14 protein-coding genes and 1 riboswitch are annotated in these 20,078 nt (G+C 64.6%); of the genes, 8 read left to right on the top strand and 6 right to left on the bottom strand.

The window, feature by feature from the left end:
- The 6 genes from ACFVSI_RS16760 to ACFVSI_RS16735 form a co-directional block, all read right to left on the bottom strand.
- On the bottom strand, positions 1–583 hold a 583-nt coding region (locus ACFVSI_RS16760; RefSeq protein ID WP_387826025.1), incomplete at its 3' end, for a serine dehydratase beta chain.
- Positions 584–974: 391 nt separating this feature from the next.
- Positions 975–2,294, bottom strand: coding sequence for a serine hydroxymethyltransferase (glyA, locus tag ACFVSI_RS16755; RefSeq protein ID WP_387826022.1), 1,320 nt, complete (start codon positions 2,292–2,294; stop codon positions 975–977).
- Complete coding sequence (gene gcvH, locus ACFVSI_RS16750; protein WP_387826019.1) at positions 2,291–2,674, bottom strand: glycine cleavage system protein GcvH; 384 nt, start codon at positions 2,672–2,674, stop codon at positions 2,291–2,293. Before gcvH ends, glyA begins: the two co-directional genes overlap by 4 nt.
- A gap of 202 nt (positions 2,675–2,876) precedes the next feature.
- Complete coding sequence (gene gcvT / locus ACFVSI_RS16745; RefSeq protein ID WP_387826016.1) at positions 2,877–3,998, bottom strand: glycine cleavage system aminomethyltransferase GcvT; 1,122 nt, start codon at positions 3,996–3,998, stop codon at positions 2,877–2,879.
- Positions 3,999–4,009: 11 nt separating this feature from the next.
- Positions 4,010–6,880: an aminomethyl-transferring glycine dehydrogenase gene (gcvP, locus tag ACFVSI_RS16740; RefSeq protein ID WP_387826013.1), complete on the bottom strand. Its 2,871-nt coding sequence runs from the start codon at positions 6,878–6,880 to the stop codon at positions 4,010–4,012.
- Positions 6,881–7,029: 149 nt separating this feature from the next.
- A riboswitch (glycine riboswitch) is annotated at positions 7,030–7,129 on the bottom strand.
- Between the two features lie 85 nt (positions 7,130–7,214).
- A complete protein-coding gene (locus ACFVSI_RS16735) occupies positions 7,215–8,708 on the bottom strand; it encodes a PucR family transcriptional regulator (RefSeq protein WP_387826010.1) in 1,494 nt (497 codons plus the stop codon).
- A gap of 163 nt (positions 8,709–8,871) precedes the next feature.
- Between ACFVSI_RS16735 and ACFVSI_RS16730 the strand changes: the two genes are divergently transcribed.
- From ACFVSI_RS16730 to ACFVSI_RS16695, 8 genes are all read left to right on the top strand, one after another.
- Positions 8,872–10,254: an MFS transporter gene (locus ACFVSI_RS16730; protein ID WP_387826007.1), complete on the top strand. Its 1,383-nt coding sequence runs from the start codon at positions 8,872–8,874 to the stop codon at positions 10,252–10,254.
- Positions 10,251–11,255, top strand: coding sequence for an agmatinase (gene speB / locus ACFVSI_RS16725; RefSeq protein ID WP_387826004.1), 1,005 nt, complete (start codon positions 10,251–10,253; stop codon positions 11,253–11,255). Before ACFVSI_RS16730 ends, speB begins: the two co-directional genes overlap by 4 nt.
- A complete protein-coding gene (locus tag ACFVSI_RS16720) occupies positions 11,252–12,688 on the top strand; it encodes a purine-cytosine permease family protein (RefSeq protein ID WP_387826001.1) in 1,437 nt (478 codons plus the stop codon). Before speB ends, ACFVSI_RS16720 begins: the two co-directional genes overlap by 4 nt.
- Positions 12,689–12,730: 42 nt before the next feature.
- Positions 12,731–14,239 (top strand): aldehyde dehydrogenase family protein, encoded by a 1,509-nt coding sequence (locus tag ACFVSI_RS16715; RefSeq protein WP_387825998.1) that lies wholly within the window; start codon positions 12,731–12,733, stop codon positions 14,237–14,239.
- A 43-nt stretch (positions 14,240–14,282) separates the two neighbouring features.
- On the top strand, positions 14,283–15,575 hold the full coding sequence (locus tag ACFVSI_RS16710; RefSeq protein ID WP_387825995.1) for a D-arabinono-1,4-lactone oxidase: 1,293 nt from the start codon (positions 14,283–14,285) through the stop codon (positions 15,573–15,575).
- Positions 15,576–15,747: 172 nt separating this feature from the next.
- Complete coding sequence (locus tag ACFVSI_RS16705) at positions 15,748–18,438, top strand: AMP-binding protein (RefSeq protein ID WP_387825992.1); 2,691 nt, start codon at positions 15,748–15,750, stop codon at positions 18,436–18,438.
- A 76-nt stretch (positions 18,439–18,514) separates the two neighbouring features.
- Positions 18,515–18,961, top strand: a complete 447-nt coding sequence (gene mscL, locus ACFVSI_RS16700; protein WP_144660693.1) for a large conductance mechanosensitive channel protein MscL — start codon at positions 18,515–18,517, stop codon at positions 18,959–18,961.
- Positions 18,962–19,029: 68 nt separating this feature from the next.
- The gene (locus ACFVSI_RS16695) at positions 19,030–19,908 is read left to right on the top strand and encodes an amino acid-binding protein (protein ID WP_387825989.1); all 879 of its coding nucleotides are present in this window, start codon (positions 19,030–19,032) and stop codon (positions 19,906–19,908) included.
- Positions 19,909–20,078: the final 170 nt, after the last annotated feature.

The raw sequence follows: 20,078 nt of genomic DNA, 5'->3' as shown, positions 1-20,078 counted from the left end.
CGGAAATGCCCAAACCCTTCGACGAGCACCGGCCCAACAACTCCGCCGCCGTCCGGAACGGCAACGGCAACTCCGCCTTGGACTCCTCCAACTCCGCCCGGGCCGTGCTCTCCTCACCCTCACGCACAATGAACCCGCCACCCACCGAGAAAAACGTCGCCTCCTTCAGCACGTTCCCCTCAGCATCAGACACCACGAACTTCATCCCATTCGTATGCCGCGGCAACACCGTCAACGGATGCAACACCATATCCTCCACCGCATACGGCAGGAGCAGCCCTCCGGCGAGGTTGAGCTTGCCCGTCTCGGCGATGGAAGCCAAGCGCTCTTCCACCTCGTCAGGGAGGATCTGTTCGGGCTCGTAGCCCTCAAGGCCCAGCAGCGTCGCGGTGAACGTGCCATGGCCCTTGCCCGTCGCAGCCAAGGAACCATACAGGTCCACGCGCAACGACGCCACGGCAGGCAGCACGCCGGATTCACGCAGTTCCCGCGCAAACACCGCCCCGGCCCGCATCGGCCCTACAGTGTGCGAGCTTGACGGGCCAATGCCCACAGAGAACAAATCGAAAACACCAACAGCCATGGCCGTGATCCCTTTCAGGGAGGAGTTAAAAAAACAAAAAGGTGGGGGCTGGGCCAATCCCGAGCCAAGGCGGCCCAGCCCCCGGAGGTCCCAGTGCGAACCTCCAACCCGGTATTGCTGTGAGGCATTCGTTCCCAGCAAATGCCCCACCCGGGTAGATCAAAGTGGGCCACCACGGTCCGCGTCGCCAACGGCCTGTCGGGGCCCGCGTCCTCTGCGGCCTCGGTCGCAGTTGCACCCGCTGAGCGGATGCGATGCTCCCTTAGACGGCCGCTGCCGGACCCCGCCCCCAAATAGGCCGCTTCGAACCAGACCGTTTCGGGGTTCGCTGCGGGGTGTGCCCTCCGCACGGCACACCCCGCAGCTTGCCCACGAATCGGAGGATAGGCCCTTAGCCGAGGTTCGCGACCTCGGGGTACAGCGGGTGTGCTTCGGCGAGGGTCTCGACGCGGTGACGCAGCCCGCTCAGGTCCGTGTCGGCGTCGGCGATCAATGCTTCGGCGATGATGTCCGCAACCTCGCGGAAGGCCGCTTCACCAAAACCGCGTGTCGCAAGCGCGGGCGTGCCGATGCGCAGTCCGGAGGTGACCATGGGCGGGCGGGGGTCGAACGGAACGGCGTTGCGGTTGACGGTGATGTCGATCGCGGCCAGCCGGTCTTCGGCTTGCTGTCCGTTGAGTTCGCAGTCGCGCAGGTCCACGAGGACCAGGTGCACGTCCGTTCCGCCGGAGACCACGGAGATACCCGCCGCGGCGACGTCGGGCTGGACCAGGCGTTCGGCAAGGATCCGGGCGCCTGCCAGCACCCGGGTCTGGCGCTCACGGAATTCCCCGGACGCGGCGATCTTGAATGCCACAGCCTTGCCGGCAATCACGTGCTCGAGGGGGCCGCCCTGCTGGCCCGGGAACACGGCCGAGTTGATCTTCTTGGCGATGTCGGCGTCGTTGGAGAGGATGATGCCACCGCGCGGACCGGCAAGCGTCTTGTGCGTGGTGGAAGTCGTCACGTGCGCGTGCGGGACCGGAGACGGGTGCAGTCCCGCGGCCACCAGGCCCGCGAAGTGCGCCATATCCACCATCAGGTACGCGCCGACGGAGTCGGCGATCCGGCGGAACTCGGCGAAGTCCAGCTGCCGAGCGTATGCGGACCAGCCGGCCACGATCAGTGCAGGCTTGTGTTCCTGCGCCAGGCGCTCCACCTCGGCCATGTCCACCGTGTGGGTGTCCTCGCGGACGCCGTAGGGGACGACGTTGTAGAGCTTGCCGGAGAAGTTGATCCGCATGCCGTGGGTGAGGTGGCCGCCGTGAGCCAGGTTCAGGCCCATGATGGTGTCGCCCGGCTTGATGAGCGCGTGCATCACGGAGGCGTTGGCCTGTGCGCCGGAGTGCGGCTGCACGTTCGCGTACTCGGCGCCAAACAGCGACTTGATGCGGTCGATCGCGAGCTGCTCGATCACGTCCACGTGCTCGCAGCCACCGTAGTAGCGCTTGCCCGGGTAGCCCTCGGCGTACTTGTTGGTCAGCACCGAACCCTGCGCCTGCATCACTGCCACTGCGGTGTGGTTCTCGGACGCGATCATTTCCAGGCCGCCGCGCTGGCGACCCAGTTCGTCGTCGATCTTTGCCGCGATCTCGGGGTCCAGCTCCGACAGCTGGGCATCCAGCGACGCCGACGCAACCTGCTCGAACTCACTCACTGATACCGGGTTCACAGTTCGCCTCCGTTGGCTGCTGCGTATTCCTCGGCCGTCATGAGCGGGCCTTCTTCGGTGGCGGCGACTTTGAAGAGCCAGCCCGCACCGTAGGGGTCATTGTTGATGAGGGCCGGATCTGCGACGACGGCGTCGTTGATCTCGGTCACTTCACCGGTCACGGGCGAGTAGAGGTCGGACACGGACTTGGTGGACTCCACCTCGCCGCAGGTCTCCCCCGCGGTCACCGTGGAACCGACCTCGGGAAGGTCCACGTAGACGATGTCGCCCAGGGCGTCGGCGGCCACGGCGGAGATGCCGATGCCCACCGGGCCGCCACCATTGACGGCAACCCATTCATGTTCAGCCGAGTACTTCAGCTCGGCAACAACTTTGCTCATATCAATTCCTATCTCTCACGTACTGAAAACTTTTCAAGATCACCCGCGGCAGGTTGACCCATCTCTAGCGCTTAGGGGTTCAAACAGCGCCCCGGTCCCCTGTGGGAGTGACATCCGGAAGCGGGCGTCCAAGGGAGCATCGCGTCCGCCCAGCGGGCGCTTCTGCGACCGAGCCCGCGGAGGATGCCACTCCCACCGGGTACTACTTGGAACGCTTGTAGAACGGCAGCGGCACAACTTCGAACGGTTCGGCCTTGCCTCGGAGGTCGACGTCAACGAACGCGCCAACCTCGGAATGCTCGACGTCGACATACGCCAAGGCGACCGGGTAACCGAGCGTGGGGCTCGGCTGCCCTGAGGTCACCTCACCGATCAGCGAACCGTCCTTCAGAACCGAGTAGTGACCGCGGGCTGCACGACGGCCGGCGCCCTTGAGGCCCACCAGCTTCTGCCCGATCGTGGATCCAACACCAGCGGCCTTGATCGCAGCCAGCGCTTCCTTGCCCACGAAGTCGCCTTCCTTGGACAACGCCACAACGGGGCCAAGCCCGGCTGCGTAGGCATTGACGTGGCGGGAGAGCTCGTTGCCGTAGAGCGGCATGCCGGCCTCAAGGCGGAGGGAGTCGCGGGCAGCGAGACCGGCGGGGATAAGCCCGTGGCCTTCGCCGGCTTCAAGGAGTGCTTCCCAGAGCGAAGGCGCGTCCGTGTTGGGAACGTAGATCTCGAACCCGTCTTCGCCGGTGTAGCCGGTGCGGGCGAGCAACAGTTCGTCACCGGCAATCGAGACCTCGACAGCAGCGTAGTACTTCAACTCCGTGACCAGGGAATGCTGTTCGGTCGGGACCAGCTCAAGCAGGATCGCTTCGGCGTTCGGGCCCTGGACTGCAATCAGGGACGTCTCAGCGGAGGCGTCCTCAACAACAACGTCGAACCCGGCAGCGCGCTCCTTCAATGCAGCGGCAACCACCTTGGCGTTTCCCGCGTTCGGTACCACCAGGAACTTCTCCGGACCACGACGGTACGTGATGAGGTCGTCGATGATGCCGCCGTCGGCGTTGCAGATCAGAGAGTACTTGGCCTTGCCGTCGGCGATCGCGGACAGTTTTCCCACCAGGGCGTAGTCCAGGAACGCTGCGGCCTCGGGGCCGCTGACCCAGACTTCGCCCATGTGGGAAAGGTCGAACAGGCCGGCAGCATTACGCACCGCGTGGTGCTCAGCCAACTCGGACTCGTACTTGAGTGGCATCTGCCAGCCGCCGAAGTCCGTGAAGGATGCGTCGGCCTTTTTGTGCTGCTCGTAAAGAGCGGTGTAGTTCTCAGACATCTCGGGGATCCTTAGTTCTCAAACTCTGCTGTGTTTTCCTCGAACGCTTCGAGAGGCGGGCAGGAGCAGACCAGGTTGCGGTCGCCCGCAGCACCGTCGATCCGGCCGACCGGCGGGAAGTACTTGTCCTGCTTGAGGCTTTGCACCGGGAAGGCGGCCTGCTCGCGCGGGTAGTCACGATCCCAGGCGGAACTTACGACGGCGGCCGCCGTGTGGGGCGCGTTGCGAAGCGGGGAGTCCTCCACGGAGAAGTCACCGGCCGCAACCTGCTCGATCTCGGCGCGGATGGTGATCATGGCTTCGATGAAGCGGTCGATCTCCGCGAGGTCCTCGGATTCCGTGGGCTCCACCATCAACGTTCCAGCAACCGGGAACGCCAGCGTCGGTGCGTGGAAGCCGAAGTCGATGAGGCGCTTGGCCACGTCCTCGGCCGTGACCCCGGTACGCGCGGTCAGCTCGCGGAGGTCCAGGATGCACTCGTGGGCCACGAGCCCACCTTCACCCGTGTAGAGGATCGGGAAGTGCTCGTCCAGGCGGGACGCAACATAGTTTGCCGTGAGGAGCGCCGACTTGGTGGCTTCCGTGAGGCCTTCGCCGCCCATGAGCTTCACGTAGGCCCAGGAAATCGGGAGCACGCCGGCGGAGCCGAAACGGGAAGCAGAGATGGCCACGCCACCCTCCGAGGAGGAAGCGTTGTTCGCATCGCCCGGCATGAAGGGAGCCAGGTGGGCCTTGGCTGCAACGGGACCCACGCCGGGTCCGCCGCCGCCGTGCGGGATGCAGAAAGTCTTGTGCAGGTTCAAGTGCGAGACATCGCCGCCGAACTTGCCCGGCTGGGCCAAGCCGACCAGCGCGTTGAGGTTGGCGCCATCCACGTACACCTGGCCGCCGGCCTCGTGAACGGCGTCGCACACCTCGACGACGTCAGCATCGTACACACCGTGCGTGGAGGGGTACGTGATCATGATGGCCGAGAGCACGTCGCGGTTGGCTTCGATCTTTGCCGCCAGGTCAGCGTGATCGATCGTGCCATCAGGGGCGGTGGCCACCACAACGACCTTCATGCCGGCCAGCACCGCCGAAGCAGCGTTCGTGCCGTGGGCCGAAGCCGGAATCAGGCACACGTTGCGCTGATCGTCCCCGCGCGAGAGGTGGTAGCCGCGGATCGCGAGCAAGCCTGCAAGCTCACCTTGCGAACCGGCGTTCGGCTGGATGGAGACCTGGTCGTAGCCCGTGATCTCGGTCAGATCGGCTTCCAGACCGGAGATCAGCTCACGCCAACCTTCAGTCTGGTGGTCCGGCGCGAACGGGTGGATCGAGGCGAACTCCGGCCAGGAGATAGCCTCCATTTCAGCCGTGGCATTCAGCTTCATGGTGCAGGAGCCCAGCGGGATCATGGTGCGGTCCAGCGCGAGGTCCCGGTCGGACAGCTTGCGGATATAGCGCAACAGCTGCGTCTCGGAACGGTGCGTGTTGAACACGGGGTGCTGCAGGAAATCGGAGGTACGGACCACGTCGGAAGGCAGCTCGAACCCTGCAGCGTCCCCTACCGGACCGGCGCCAAAGGCGACGGCTACCGCGGAGAGGACCTCCGGCGTCGTGGTTTCATCGACCGAGACGCCCACGGTGTCCTCATCGATGTAGCGGAGGTTGATGCCGCGCGCCTCGGCGGCACCGATCACCTTCGAAGCCTTGCCCGGGACACGGACGGTGAGGGTGTCGAAGAAGGAGTCGGCCACGAGTTCGCGGCCTGCCTTCTGCAGGGCTGTAGCCAGGACGCGGGCGTGGCCGTGGACGGTTTCGGCGATCGCCTTCAGACCATCCGGGCCGTGATAGACGGCGTACATCGAGGCAACGATCGCGAGCAGCGCCTGGGCGGTGCAGATGTTGGACGTGGCCTTCTCGCGACGGATGTGCTGCTCGCGGGTCTGCAGGGCGAGGCGGTAGGCGGGCACGCCGGCGTTGTCCTTGGAAACACCAACGATGCGGCCGGGAAGGGTCCGCTCCATGCCGTTCCGGACGGCCATGTAAGCGGCATGCGGGCCGCCGAAGAACAGCGGCACACCGAAGCGCTGCGCGGTTCCGACGGCGATGTCCGCACCTTGCTCGCCCGGGGGCGTGATGAGCGTGAGTGCCAGCAGATCGGCAGCGACGGTGACCAGTGCACCGCGTTCCTTCGCCGCAGCGATCACGGGAGCGTGGTTGAAGACCCGGCCCGAAACGCCAGGCTGCTGGAGTACGACGCCGTTGATGTCGCCGTCGGGCAATCCGGCCGAAAGGTCCGCAACCAGAACCTCGAAGCCCAGCGCCTCGGCGCGGCCCTTCACGATGGCGATGGTCTGCGGGAGGAGGTCGGCGTCGAGGACGGTCTTGCCGTCCTTCGCGGATTTGTCTTTGTTGGCCCGGCGCATCAGCAGCACGGCCTCGGCCACGGCGGTGGCTTCATCCAGCAGCGAAGCGTTGGCGATCGGGAGCCCGGTGAGGTCCTGCACCATGGTCTGGAAGTTGAGCAACGCTTCGAGGCGGCCCTGCGAAATCTCGGGCTGGTACGGCGTGTAGGCGGTGTACCAGGCCGGGGATTCGAGGATGTTGCGGCGGATCACCGGGGGCGTGATGGTGTCGTAGTATCCCTGGCCGATCATCTGCACGGCGGTCTTGTTCTTGGCTGCGAGCTTGCGGAGCTCGGCCAGGACCTGGGTCTCGCTCAGCGCCTTCTGCAGGGTCAGGGGCGAAGACTGGCGGATGGAATCGGGGACGGCAACGTCCACCAGGCCATCAACCGAGTCGTAGCCGATCGCCTTGAGCATGGTGTCAACATCGGCCTGGCGACGGGCGCCGATATGCCGGTCCGCGAAAGCGGTTGGGGAGGATTGAACAGTCAAGAGGAACTCCAGGATTCAGGCGCCCAAGGGACGCCACGATGAATAGGGGTTCCTCCCCGCTCTGTATTGGACCTGAGAGATTCCGTGGACGTGGTTGTCCACTTGCACCGTCGGTGAGCCCGGTTGCCCGGACTGCTTTCCAGAGTTGCCTCGCCGCGGCGGTACATGGGCCTGAGAGATTCCTGGGGAGGATTTGCTCCTACGGCGCCTGACTGGATGTACCCGGCAGGACTCTCCCGCCGCAGATCAAAAGCGTGTGCGCCACATCAGTGACACGCTTCACACCATAGCCGGTGGCTGCGAAAAAGTGCAAGGCGGTTGTTTCCAACACGGCTCAACCGTGCATCGCCTCGTGGATCTGCAAGGCCAGCCATAGCTGCGCCAAGGTGGACGTTTCACCCATGTCCAGCCCCGTCAGTTCGCCGATTTTCCGGATTCTGTAGATGATGGTTTGCCGGTGCGTGAACAGCGCGGACGCGGTCTTTTGCCATGAGCGTTGCGAGTCCAAATAGGTTTTCAATGTGACCGTCAGGTCGCCGTCCTGGCGTTGCTCGTACGCAAAAACCGGGCCCAGGAGACGCTGCACCAACGCGGTTCCTTCCTCGAATCCGGTCAGCCCTAGCCAGCTCGGACCCTCCGCATAACGGGCCACTCCCAGCCTGTTGGCACGCGCCGAACCCAGCGCCCACAACGATTCCTGCAAGGCCTGCTGGAGCCCGGCGACGGTGGCCCCTGAACTGACCCCGATGGTGGTTCCGAACCCTGCGCAATGGACCAGCAAACCGTCCGCGACGTCCGCCGCGACCACCACGTGCAGCCTGTCGTTCCGCCGCAGGGAGGCCGCCTGGATGCCATGCCGCCAGAGTTCGACGTGAACGTTCGCCAGCCTGTCGCCGTCGTCGGCCGCAATCGAGGCGACCACGAACTCCTGGGGAGGCACCTCGAAAGCCGTCAACCGCCGCTCGATCTCCCCCGTACCAAGCCGGCCGTCGAGCGCCTGCAGCAGGAATTCGCCGGCCAGCCGGTGCCGGCCTTCGAGCGAGAGGACGATGCGCGCCAACTGCAGTCCCAGCACGGTTGCGGCATGCAAAAGCACGACGGCGTCAGGGTGCGGTTCGTTGCCGGGCAGCACCACCAGGAGCGCATTGGCATGAGTGGGAATGTCCATGGTGAGCACGTGCCGGCCATGGATCCGGTGCCACTGGAAGTTCTTGCCGGCCACGGACACGTGGCCCGGTTGCGGCGACCACTCCTCCACAAGGAAATCTGGCAGGGGATGGCCCTCCGGATGCCACGGATGCAGGCAGCGGCGGTCCACCACGAACAGCTCCGAATCCAGCTCCGTGGCCAACCTCAGGACCAGGCTTTGCCAGTGATCCTCGGACGCGCCGGCAGTGCGGAGGAGGTCGTACACGCGTGCCGTTTGGCGGAGACGCCGGGATTCTTCGAGGAGCGAGGACTCAGCCACAGACCGCGCAATGGCGATGAACGGCAGCGGGTAGGGAATGTTGATCAGGGGCAGCGGCAGCCGCTCGCAAGCAGCCAGAAATTCAGCCGTCAGCGGGGGCGCATGCATCTTCTCGCCGATGGCCAACGCACTGGCACCGGAGTCCACCAAAGCCTCGGCGAGCGCGACCTGGCCGTCCGCGTCCGCCGGGATGGAGAGCCCGTTGGTCATCATGAGTTCGCCGCCGGTGACCCACTCCCACAAACGCGGCAGGTCAGAGGTGTGGGCCCAGGTGATGCGGTTGCCGGCTCCGCTGGAGCCTGCCAGCAGGCTGAGCCCGAGCTGCGGTTCGGCCACAAGTTCGGCGACGGTGATGGCCATGGATGAGGACTCCTGCGGCGGTATGTAGCGGTGTCTAGACATTTGTCTAGATCGGTTCGCCAGATGTAAACAATGCACGACTATACGCCGTGACGCGCATCACCAAAACTGGAATCACGAACTTCACCGCTCAATGACGAGCATTCACGAGAGAGGGATTCCAATGAGCGCAACGAGCAATCTCATTGATGACGCCCCACTGACCACGTTCCACAAGAAACTCACGTTCTTCGCCTCGGGCGGCCCCTTCATTGATGGCTATGCACTGTCCATCATCGGTATAGCCCTGATCACCATGGCCCCGGGCCTGGACTTGTCCCCCACGGAAATCGGCTTGGTGGGCGCGGCCAGCTTGGTGGGCATCTTCTTCGGCGGAGCCGTCTTCGGTTGGCTGACCGACAAGATCGGCCGGCACAAGATGTACATCGCGGACCTCATTGCCTTGGCTGTGTTCTCTGTCCTGAACGGCTTCGCCACCGACATCTGGCAAGTGGTGCTGTGCAGGTTCTTCCTTGGCATGGCGATCGGCGCCGACTACCCCATCGCCACCTCGCTGCTGGCCGAGTTCCTCCCAAAGAAGCACCGCGGGCGCCTGCTCGGGGCAACCTTCGTGGTCTGGGCCATCGGAGCAGCCGCAGCGTACGCCGTCGGGTACTTGCTGCGCGATTCCGGGCCGGACGCCTGGCGCTTCATGGTGGCAAGCCCGGCGATCTTTGCCATCGTCACCCTGCTTTGCCGCCTGGGCACTCCTGAATCGCCACGCTGGCTCCTTTCGCGGGGCCGCAGGGACGAGGCGGAGGCCGTGATCAAGAAGGTGTACGGGGCACAGTATGGCCTGAGCGACATCGCCTCCGATGCCGACGGCCCGCAGAAGCAAGGCAGTTTCCTGGACATTTTCAGGGGCCAGTTCTGGAAGCGGACGCTGTTCGTCTCCATCTTCTGGACCGCCCAAGTCATTCCGCTCTTTGCTGTGTACACCTTCGCTCCGGACCTCCTCACATCGTTTGGCATGCATGGGGACGCCAACTTGTACGGCGGCTCCTTCCTGATCTCCATGCTGTTCGTCGTTGGCGGTATACCCGGGCTGTGGCTCGTCGAGAAGATCGGCCGGCGTCGCTTGCTCCTCTGGACGTTCGGCATCATCGTGGTCGCCTTGGCCATTCCGGCCTTCATCCCCAATGTGGAAGCCGCACCGCTCTTCATTGCCCTGGCCGTCTTTGCCCTGGCGTCCGGAGCATCGAGTTTCCTCGAAGTCGTCTACCCCAACGAGCTCTTCCCCACGGAAGTCCGCGCCACCGCCGTCGGCTTCGGCACGGCAATCAGCCGCGTGGGCTCGGCAGCCAGCACCTACTTGATGCCCTTGGCAATCGTGTCCTTTGGCGCGGCCGGATCGCTTCTCATCGGCGCCATCATCTCCCTGATCGGGCTCATCGCCACCTTCCTCCTGGCTCCGGAAACGGCCAACCGGTCCCTTTCGGAGCTCACCACCGAACACCACCCCAGCACGTCCACTGACAGCAAGATCAACGAAGGATCCCTCTCATGACCACGTACCAGCCCATCGGCCCCGTCGACGCAACCAAGGTTCCCCGCTACGCAGGCCTCGGCACCTTCGCCCGACTCCCCCAAATCGACCGCGTTCCCGACTACGACATCGCCATTGTGGGTGTGCCGTTCGACGGCGGAACCTCCTTCCGGCCCGGCGCCCGTTTTGGTCCTGCCGCGGTCCGCGAGGCCTCCCGGCTGCTCCGTCCGGGCTACCACCCGGAGCTCGACGTCGAGCCGGTGTACGAAGCCCAGGTGGTGGACGCCGGGGACATCGCCTGCACTCCTTACGACATCACGCGGGCCGTCCGCGAAATCGAGGAGCAGGCGCTGCCGCTCATCAGCGAAGAGAAGCGGCTCATCTCGATCGGCGGCGACCACACCATTGCCCTGCCGATGCTGCGGGCACTGAACAAGGTCCACGGACCGGTCGCACTCCTGCATTTCGACGCCCATCTGGACACGTGGGACACGTACTTCGATCAGCCGATCACGCACGGCACCATCTTCCGCCGCGCCTTCGAAGAGGGCCTGCTGGTGGAGGACAAGTCGATGCATGTGGGCATCCGGGGACCTGTCTATGACCGCAACGACTTCCTTCGGGACCACGAGTTCGGCTTCCAGATCATCCGCTGCTCGGACCTGGACGTCATTGGCGTTCCGGCGGCGATCGAGCGGGTCAAAGAACGGCTGGGTGACACCCCGGTGTACGTCTCCATCGACATCGACGTGCTGGATCCCTCCTACGCCCCCGGCACCGGCACTCCGGAGATGGGAGGGCTCCACTCCCGCGAACTCCTCGCCCTGCTCCGCGGCCTGGACGGCATCAACATCGTCGGCGCGGACGTCGTCGAAGTCGCGCCGGCCTACGACCATGCGGACATCACCACCGTGGCCGCAGCAACCCTCGTCTTCGATCTGCTGGCCCTCATGGTCAACCGCAGCAAGGCGGAGTCGGAGACCGTTCGCGAGCTCGAGACTGTGTCGCGGAGCGTGTTGTGAACACCCCGGTTGCGGAAGTTCCACGGCTCGAGGACAAGACCATCCAGCCGATTCCCCTCAACGAACGGCACGGCAAGGCCCGCGACCTGTTCACCATCTGGTTCGGTTCAAACATCATGATCATGACCATCGTGACCGGCGGCCTCGCCACCACGGTGTTCGGTTTGAGCTTCGTTCCGGCGATCGTTGCAATCATCATCGGCAACCTCCTGGGCGGGATCTTCATGGCCCTGCACTCCGCCCAGGGACCGCAACTCGGCGTCGCCCAGATGATCCAGACCAGAGGCCAATTCGGTTCGTTCGGGGCGTTGCTGATCGTGGTAATTGTCGTGGTGATGTACGTGGGATTCTTCGCGGCGAACCTCGTCTTTGGCGGCGAAGCCATGGCGGCCGTGAGCCCGGGCATCAGCGTCGACGGAGGCATCATCATCATCGGCGTGGTCAGCGTGATCGCCACGATCTTCGGGTACCGCCTCATCCACGCCTATGCACGCGTCCTCAGTGTCGCCGCCGGATTGGCTCTGCTGTTGTCCTTCGGCTGGATCCTGATGGTTGATGGACTTCCCGCCAACTTCCTTGAGCAAGGCAACTTCAACTGGGTTGGCTTCATGGGGACCGTCTCGGTCTCCGCCCTATGGCAACTGGCCTACGCGCCCTACGTTTCGGACTACTCCCGCTACATGCCGCAGGGTACGGGTTCGGCTCCGGCCTTCTGGGCGTCCTACTCCGGCTGCGTGCTGGGGACCCTGTTCCCCATGATCCTCGGCGCACTGGTGGGTACCCTCGCGGTGGCCATGAGCTCCGGCGACGTAGAGATCGTCGGCAGCCTGGGCGCGTTGCTCCAGCCGTGGACCTTGATCATCGTCGGCATTTTCTGCCTGGGCGTAGCTGCCTCGAACGCCATGAATCTCTACTGTGGCGTGCTCTGCGCGCTGACCATCGGACAGACCTTCAAGCCCACCTGGCTTCCCCGGGCAAAAACCCGCAGCGTCGCCGCCGTCGTGCTCTTTGTCCTGGCTGTCTCCATCGCACTGTTCGCCCGCGACAACTTCATCCTCTTCTACACCAACTTCCTGTCCTTCCTGATGTATGTCCTGGTTCCCTGGACGGCCATCAATCTGGTGGACTACTACCTGCTGCGGCACGGCGACTACCGTGTGGAGGACTTCTTCAAGCGCGACGGCGGTGTGTACGGGCGGTTCAATTGGGTCGCCATCGGTTCATACATAGCAGGCGCCCTGATCCAGGTTCCCTTCTCGGCAACCGCCATTTACACGGGCCCGATGGCCGCTGCCCTGGGCGGTGTGGACATCTCGTGGATCGTCGGCCTGGTGGTTGTCGCGCCGCTTTACTACATTGCGGCCCGCCTGTTCGGCAAGAAGACAGAAGCCGCCCCCTTTCCATCCAGCTCCCTCACCCCAGACCTCATCTGACCCGGCCTCATCTGACCTGACCTCGTCTGAAAGCGAAGCATCATGACCACTACCCAGTCCGAGACGTTCACCGTCCATCGTGCCGACTCCGCAGGCGCCGATGTTTCGGCCCTCATTCCTCCCGCGGGCCACTTCATCAGCGGTTCCTTCATTCCCGGCGTTGGCGGCGGCAACCCGATCGACGTCGTCAACCCCGCCACCGAGGAAATCATCACCTCCATCCAGGCGGGCACGGCGGCCGATGTGGACGCCGCCGTGGCTGCCGCCGTCGTCGCCCAAAAATCGTGGGGCAACACCACCCCGAAGGAACGTGCCGACGTCCTGAACCTCATCGCGAACATCATTGAAGCCAACCGCGAAGCGTTCGAAGTCATCGAGTCCGCCAACACCGGCAAGCCGCGGGCTGTGGCCGAAGACGATGTCAGCAGCACCATCGATACCTTCCGCTTCATGGCCGGCGCCTCCCGGACACTGACCTCCATGGCGGGCGGGGACTACGCAACAGACCACACGTCCGTGATCCTGAGGGAACCGGTGGGCGTGGTTGGCGTCATCACGCCGTGGAACTACCCGCTCCTCATGGCCGCGTGGAAGATCGCGCCCATCCTGGCCGCCGGCAACAGCATCGTCATGAAGCCCTCGGAGCAGACGCCGCTCTCGACGCTGAAGCTCGTCGAACTCCTGGCGGGACGTATCCCGGACGGCATCCTCAACGTCGTGACCGGCCAGGGCCGCACGGTTGGCCAGCGATTGTCCGAACACCCGGACATCGCCCTGATTGCCCTGACCGGCAGCGTCGTCAGCGGCCAGGCCGTTGCCGAAACAGCCGCGAGGTCCGTCAAGCGCGTCCACCTTGAGCTGGGCGGCAAAGCTCCCGTGGTGGTGTTCCCCGACGCCGATCTCCGGGCTGCCGCTGCCGGCGTCCGGAACGCCGGATACTGGAACGCCGGGCAGGACTGCGGCGCGGCCTGCCGCGTGCTGGTCCACGAGTCGGTGGCCGAGGAGTTCACGCAGTACCTGGTGGAAGAGGTCAGCTCGTTGGTGGTCGGCGCACCCGATGCCGGCGACTCGGTGGAAATGGGCCCCATGATTTCGCGACCACATTTTGAGCGCGTCAAGGAATCCTTGGCTGAAGCCCGCGCTGCCGGGCTGACCATCGCTGTCGGCGGATCCGCGCTTGAGGGTACGGGCTATTTCATTGAACCGACGGTCATCACCGGCGTTCCTTCTGGCGCACCCATTGCGACGCACGAAATCTTCGGCCCTGTGGTCACCGTGGAAACGTTCAGCACCACCGAGGAAGCAGTTACCCGCGCCAATGAGAGCCCCTATGGCCTCTCCGCCTCCGTGTGGACCAAGGATTCCGGCCTCTCGCTGCGGGTCCCGAAGCAACTGGACTTCGGCACAGTCTGGGTGAACGCCCACCTGGTCCTGGCGAACGAGGTGCCGTGGGGCGGTTTCAAGGGATCCGGCTATGGCCGTGACCTCTCGCTCTACGCCCTGGATGACTACTCCCGGACCAAGCACGTCATGATTAACCACGGCGCGTGAAGCACCACCAACGCGAAACCAGAGAAGCAATGGAGCTTGTGAAATGACCACCGTGAACCCGATCGTTCCCTCGGCACCGCCCGCAGCTACGCCGTCGGCCCCTTTCCAGACCGAGATTCCGTGGACCAACTGGGGCGGCAACCAGACATCGACACCGGCCTTTACCGTCCGGCCGCGGAATGAACAGGAAGCACTCGACGCCGTTCGGTTCGCCATCCGTGAAGGTCTGCCAGTGCGGGCCGTTGGTTCGGGACATTCGTCCTCTCCCTTGGTGCAGACGGGCGGCGTCCTCCTGGACATGTCCCAACTCACGGGAATCACCGGAACCGATCGTTTGAATCGGCGGGCCAGGGCCTTGGCCGGAACCACCATCAACGCTTTCGGCGACCCGCTCTGGGAGCAGGGCCTGGCGCTCAGCAACCAGGGCGACATCGACAAGCAGCAGATCGCGGGCGCCTTGGCTACCAGCACCCACGGATCCGGCAAGGATCTGGGGAGCTTCTCCTCCAAGCTGCGCTGGGTGAAGCTCATCAACGGTTACGGCGAGATCGTTGAGATCGGCGAGGGCCAGCTCCGCGAACTGCGGGCGGCCCAGGTGGCGTTGGGAACGCTGGGGATCTTCCTCGAAGTGGAGTTGGCCGTTGAGGACAGCTACTACCTGCAGGAAGAAATCACCTATCCCATGTGGTCCGAAACTGCAGCCACGTGGCAGGACGACATCGACTCCAACCGGCACTACTCCTTCCTGTGGTGCCCCGAAGAGGACTCCTGCGAGTTGCTCGACCTGCCCGGGTCGCCGGACCACAACATGGCCAACCGCAGCTACACCAAGCGGTACAACGTGGCTTCGATCCCGGACGAGTCGCGGATCTCGACCATTGAGGGCGCCCGGCTGGACCGCTCCTACCGGATCTACCCGGGCGGTTTCACCACCCAGTTCCACGAACTTGAGTACTTCGTCCGCAGCGAAGACGGCCTGGCCGCCGTCGAAGTCATCCAGGACCTGATCCGAAGCAAACACCCGGACCAGAAGTACCCCGTGGAAGTCCGCTGGGTAAAGGCCGACGAGGCCTACATGTCGCAGTTCCAAGGGCGGGACAGCACCGTCATCACGCTGACCACCAAGCCGGGAACCGAATACTGGCAGTTCTTCCGCGACGCCGACGCCGTGCTGCAGGACTTCGAGCCGCGGGCGCACTGGGGCAAGATCCATTTCATGACCCGGAGCCGACTGGAACGCCTGTACCCGGAACTGGATACCTTCCTCCAGGTCCGCCGCGAGTTCGATCCCCGGGGCATCTTCCTCAACGACCACACCCGCGCCCTGTTCGGCTGAGCGAGCCTCCCCAAAAGCGGGTGGGATGTGAGAGAGCGTCTGCTGAACCCATCGCTCTCTCACATCCCACCCCAAATTCCCCATCGCTCGCTCACATTCCCCCAACGTCATGTTCCGGTCCCGTGCGCAAATCCATTTGAGTTAGGTTAGCCATACCTTCTAACTTTTCCGGGTGAGTATTCAGCCCGATGTGGCCGGAGTAGCCTTTGCCGCGCGATTGGCATCGTTTGGAGACCGGCCTGCAGTACGCCTGGCAGCCGAAACAGTGACCTACGCGCAGTTGGCGGTTCGGGTCGAGGAGATGGCCAGGTCCTTTGGCGACGGCCGGCGCCTTATCGCCCTCGAAGCAGAAAACACCCTGCCCTCCCTGACCGTGTACCTTGCGGCTCTGGCGTCCCGACAACCGCTGCTGATCCTTCCTTCCGGGGGCGGGCAGGCTGCGGAAGCGCTGATCTCGGCCTATGAGCCGGATATCGTCGCACGGTCGGTGGATGGAGGCGTCTCGCTGGACGTGCGCCGGGAGCACAGCGGCCACGAATTCCATCCTGATCTCGCATTATTGCTGAGCACTTCCGGTTCAACGGGCGCCCCGAAGCTGGTGCGCATCTCGGCAGGGTCGATCCAGGCCAACGCGGCCGCCATCGCCCAGTACCTGCACCTCCGCCCGGAAGACAGGGCAGCAACGACGCTTCCGTTGTCCTACTGCTACGGCATGAGCGTCGTGAACAGCCATCTCCTGGTGGGAGCGTCCATAGCGCTTACCGATCTGTCCGTGGTGGATCCGTGCTTCTGGGAGCTGATGCGGCACGAATCCGTGACCTCGTTCGCCGCCGTTCCCTACACCTTCGACCTTCTCGAGCGAGTGGGCTTCGAGCGCATGGACCTGCCCAGCCTCCGGTACATCACCCAGGCCGGAGGGCGCTTGGCGCCTGAACGGGTGCGCAGCTACGCCCAGCTCGGACAGGAGCATGGCTGGGACCTCTTCGTCATGTACGGCCAAACCGAAGCGACGGCCCGGATGGCGTACCTCCCGCCGGACGAGGCCGCGGAGCATCCTCATGCGATTGGCATACCGGTTCCCGGGGGATCCTTCCGGCTGGAACCTGTCCCGGGGTTGGACGATTGCGAGCTCGTCTACACCGGGCCCAACGTCATGCTGGGCTACGCCGAACACCCGGCGGACCTCGCCCGAGGCAGGGACATCACCGAGCTGCGCACAGGCGACCTCGCCCGGCTCGGACCAAGCGGGCTCTACGAGATCGTTGGCCGGCGCAGCCGCTTCGTCAAGATTGTGGGGCTCCGGATCGATCTGGGGCAGGTCGAGCAGATCCTTCAGGATCTCGGCGTGACAGCGGCCGTGGCCGGGACCGACGTCGGACTCGTCGCCGCCGTCGAAGGAAACCATGAACTCCCGCTGCTGGCCAAAACGCTCGCGCACGATCTTGGCGTCCCGAGGTCGGCCCTGGAGCTGCGCCGAGTGGAAGCGATCCCCCGCCTGGCCAACGGAAAAACGGACTACCAGGCCATTCTCGCCCTCGCCCCGGCGGATGCCGACGCGCCTCCGGGAGCGACCACCCCGCCCGGAGGAAAGCACGACGGCGGCGGCGCACCTTCCGCCGCCGCGTCACCGGACGATGCGCGCACGATCTTCATCGACGTCCTGGAACGGGCAGACGTGGCGGATACGGACACCTTCGTTTCCTTGGGCGGAGATTCGCTGTCTTACGTCGCAGCCTCGGTCAGGTTGGAGCGCGCCCTCGGCTACCTTCCCCATGGATGGCACCTGATGCCCGTCTGCGAACTGACGCCCGCCGTCGAACGCGAACGCAGTGGTGCGTCCTGGTCAAACGCCCGGCCTCATGCCGGGGCCGCGAGGGAGGAACCCAAGGCTTCAACCCACCCCGGACGACAACGGCGTGCCAAAAAGCTCACGGCCAGCATGGAAACCGGAATCGTCCTTCGCGCCGTCGCCATCATCTTCATCGTCTCCTCCCACGTCGGGTTGTTCCGTTGGGAAGGGACCGCGCATGTCCTGATCGCCGTGGCCGGCTACAACTTTGCCCGTTTCCAGTTGGCGGGCGCACGTCGTGAACGATTAGGACGCCAACTCAAAGCCGTCGCGCGCATCGCGTTGCCCAGCATTGTGGTGATCAGCTTGGCCTTTGCGGTGACTGACGATTACGGCTGGCACAACATCTTCCTGCTCAACACGTTGGTGGGTCCGCAGGGTTGGACCGACATGTCACGGTTCTGGTTCATCGAGATCCTGGTCCACATCCTTCTGGGCATGGCTGCCCTCCTGGCCATTCCGGCGTTGGACAGGGCCCAGCGAAGGTGGCCCTGGCTGCTCCCCCTGGCGCTTGGGGGCGTGGACCTGCTGCAACGCTTCGACGTCGTTGAACTGCCGTATCCCGGCCAAGGTCCGGTGCTGTGGCTCTTCGCGCTCGGCTGGGTGGCCGCATTGTCCAGGACATGGTGGCAACGCTCGGCCACCACAGTCGCTGCCTTCCTGACCATCCCCGGGTTCTTCACCAGCGAGCCACGCAGCGCCACAGTCCTGGCTGGCTTCCTGGTGCTTCTATGGGTAGCCACGCTGCCTGTGCCACGGGGTTTGCATCGGCTCACGGCACTGCTGGCCAGTTCCTCCCTGTACATCTACGTGACGCACTGGCTCGTCTATCCGGTGATCGTCGAGGGCAACCCCGGGTCGGTACCCCAAGCCACCCTCGGCCTGGCCGTCGCGGCATCGCTTGCAGCGGGCATCGGCTACTGGGCGCTGGTCACGAAAATCATGGGCGCCGCGGAAAGGTGGCTGGGCCGCCGTCGTCAGCTGCCCAGGCGATCACAGCGGCAACCCACGTGACATTCCGCTGATACGCGGGAATGGTAGTTTGAACTCTGCTCGAGCCATACGCCCCGTACCGACCAGAGGACACTCCATGTTTAAGGGTTTCAAGGACTTCATTCTCCGCGGCAACGTGATCGAACTGGCCATTGCTGTGGTTATCGGCAGTGCCTTCACCGCACTCGTTGCGGCTTTCACCAACAACATCATCAACCCCGTGATCGCCGCGGCCGGTGGCGTCAACGCGGATGGACTCGGTTTCCGGATCTGGCCGGACAAAGAGGCTACGTTCGTCAACATCGGGGCAGTCCTGACGGCCTTGGTCACCTTCCTGATCACCGCCGCCGTCGTCTACTTCATCTTCGTGGCGCCCATGAACAAGATCAATTCCATGGTCAAGGACCGCCTGGCCACCGCGGAGCCCGAGGAAGAGCCGATTCCGGCCGACACCGCGCTCCTGGCCGAAATCCGCGACCTCCTCAAGGACGCCGCGGACGCCCGCAGCGCCAACCGCGACCTGGACGAGGACCCGATCCGCTAGGAAGCACCGCCGCGAGACCGTGACGCAGGAGCAACGCAGACGAAACACCCGGACGGCAGCATGGGTTCATGAAGCCCAACGCGAGCTCTCCCGTCACCGCCGACCTCCTGTGCGAGGTCTGCGGTCAGCTGCCTGAACCTCCCAAGGCCCGGCTCACCCTGGCCAACATCGCCGTCATGCTGCCCATCGAGTTGTTGGTGCACGCGGCAGTGGTGGAGACCCATCTGCCGTATGTGGCCAAGGTCCTGCTCCTGACCGTCACCGCGACTGTCCTGGTGATCTGGGTGGCCGAGCCGTCTGCCGCCAAGGTGCTGCGGCGTTGGCTGCATGCCCCGGCGCTCAAACACCGCCACAAACTGCAGACAGCTCCCGCCCTCTGGCGTGCCCGGACCCTGCTGCGCGACCAACCGGGTTCGCTGCAAAAGATCACACAGTCCCTCGCCCGGCTGGAAACGAACATCCTCAGCATCCACGTCCACCCCATGGATGGCGCGGGACTCCCCGGCAGCGTGATGGATGAGTTCGTCCTGTCCGCGCCGGGGCAGCTCACCGAGCAGGAACTGCTTCAGGCAATGCACGACGGCGGCGGGCGTGAGTCCCACGTCTGGCCCACCACGGCGCTGGCCATGGCAGACGGCCAAACCAAAGCCCTCAGCCTGGCGGCCCGGATCGCCGGCAATCCGCAGGAACTGCCTTTGGCTGTCGCCGAACTGTTGTCCGCCAAAGTAGTCCCAGCGGATCCGGAGCGTCCGGCACCCGCGGCCGGCACCGCCGTCGGACGTTCTCCAGACATCCTGAAGATTCCCACAGCCTGGCATGGCCCTCTCTTGTTCTCCCGGCCTGGCGAGCCGTTCACTCCGGCGGAGTCGGCGCGGGCGCACAGATTGGCTGAGCTGGCGGAGATTCTGGCATACAGCCCAGGGGTCGAAAAGTCGTCGATGGGCTAGCGGTATTCCAAGCAGAGGACTTCCATCTCGCTTTCTTGGGCGAGGCCCGGCCTTCTCTACGCGGGATGGCCGGGTTTTCCCATGTCAGCAGCCTGTTGGGATGCACAACCGCGGAGGAACGCGGCCTTGAAGCCATCGGGTCACAATCCGTCGGGACAATCTGTATACCA

The sequence above is a fragment of the Paenarthrobacter sp. NPDC057981 genome (assembly GCF_042886835.1).
GTDB lineage: Bacteria > Actinomycetota > Actinomycetes > Actinomycetales > Micrococcaceae > Arthrobacter.
The sequence above is the reverse complement of the archived record's forward strand: the minus strand, read 5'-3'. Positions and strand labels throughout refer to the sequence as shown.